Here is a 1,523-nt window from a genome sequence, read left to right on the forward strand (position 1 = left end):
GTATGATAAGGCGGACGTATCCGCTCAGAGGACGGTAGAGGCCGTCCGGACCTCGACACGGGATGTCACCGTCCCGGCGGAAGGATTGGCTGCGTTCATTAATTCCCTGCCCCGGCTGCTGTCGGACCACTATGGGATCACGGTATCCAGTGGGGCTGTCCATCCGACGCTGAAGTTCCAGGGCTTCTACGGCCCCGGTTCGATCTGGCTGACCGCCGATGGGGACGTGACCTTAGAGGACGGAGCCTCGATCGAGCGGTCTTCCGCTTACATCCGCCTGATCGGGCTGAAGGTCCGTTTGAGGGAGCCGAACTGGACGTCTGCTTTGGTCTATGCAGAAGACGCTCCGAATGTCAGCCTGGAGTCCCTGGACATCGACGGAGAGAGCACACAGGGGCAGTACGGTGTGTCCGCAGTGCTCAGCAAAGTGGTCATAGTGAACAGCACCATCAGCAACGTGGGCGTTGCTGTCCGCGCCTCCGGGAGCTCTGTCGTATCCGCGAACGGTGTGACGGGTTCCGGGAACAAGGTCGGCGGGAGGGTATATCGAGGCGGCGTACTGCTGCTGAGTGAAGGGACCCCCGATCTGCTGGGCGGGGCATCCAACTCGAAAACGGGCGGTATCATCGTCAAGAGCGACGGGACGCTGTTATGAGGGAGGGAGACAGTATGACTTTGTATTTGTACAAGATCGGGACGGATAGGCCGGTACTGATGATCGAGGACGTCGTATCCTATACGGACAAGGAGGTCCGGACGAAAGACGGCGGCATCTACAGTCCTTTGGCGGAGGATCACGAACTGTCCTCCAGGCCCGACTGTTCCGAAGCGCTGCGTGCCGGCTGGCAGCAGATGCGGCAGGGCCAGGACATCCCCCTGTGCCTTTCCCCTGAGGCGACGGCCATCCTGGGCCAAGCCAACCACTTCCGGCGAAGCTCCGAAGGCCTTGTGGTCCTGAACGTGGCCGTTTCCACCGATGGCTCCGGCGGAGGGGCCATCAGGGCCGCCATGCTGCCGGAGGGCTACCGTCCCCGCGCTGCCGTCGGCTCCGGGGACGTCACCGTCCATCCGGACGGCACGGTCTGGGCCGGCGGCAGCGGGGCCGGGAGCGTTTGCTTCTACTCCGCTCAGCCGGTCGTGAAGAGCAGTTCGCGGTAGATGTTGCCGATCGTCCCCTGCTCCTGCGTGCTGACCGTGATCCTCCCGTCCACGCCGATGTTGATGAGCTGGTCTTTCAGCCAATAGTAGTCGTAGGCCGGGACATGATAAGATACCAGCGGGCGGTATCCTTCCGGCAAGATCGCGATCAAAGTCCCGTTGGGGACCGGGGCAGCGCCACCCTTCAGGCCACAGCTCAAGATCAGGTGTACGACCCCCATCGCGTCTTTGCGGTACTTGCTCCCGATCGTGTAATTGCCCAAAAGGTCGGAGGCTGCCAGGGGCAGCTCATACCACTGCGGATCCCCCGCGTCCGCCTTATCATACAAAGCCGTCCTAACGGCGTTGTCCTGTTCGGTCAGGAA

Annotated in this window: 3 protein-coding genes; 2 read left to right on the forward strand and 1 reads right to left on the reverse strand. The window is 62.2% G+C overall.

Annotated elements, in window-relative coordinates:
• Window positions 1–655: hypothetical protein (locus QZ332_RS13675; protein WP_295766448.1), on the forward strand; the 655-nt coding region annotated here is incomplete at its 5' end.
• 14 nt (window positions 656–669) lie between these two features.
• Window positions 670–1,158, forward strand: a complete 489-nt coding sequence (locus tag QZ332_RS13680; RefSeq protein ID WP_295766450.1) for a hypothetical protein — start codon at window positions 670–672, stop codon at window positions 1,156–1,158.
• On the opposite strand, the gene QZ332_RS13685 is transcribed toward QZ332_RS13680, so the two are convergent.
• On the reverse strand, window positions 1,128–1,523 hold a 396-nt coding region (locus QZ332_RS13685), incomplete at its 5' end, for a hypothetical protein (RefSeq protein WP_295766452.1). The two genes, QZ332_RS13680 and QZ332_RS13685, sit on opposite strands and share 31 nt — an antisense overlap.

Origin of the sequence: uncultured Oscillibacter sp., from assembly GCF_910584465.1 — a bacterium.
Taxonomy (GTDB): Bacteria; Bacillota; Clostridia; order Oscillospirales; family Oscillospiraceae; genus Oscillibacter.

What these genes read in the sequence shown, in the direction of transcription:
- QZ332_RS13680 (WP_295766450.1), top strand. Translation starts at nt 670, where the DNA reads ATGACTTTGTATTTGTACAAGATCGGGACGGATAGGCCGGTACTGATG.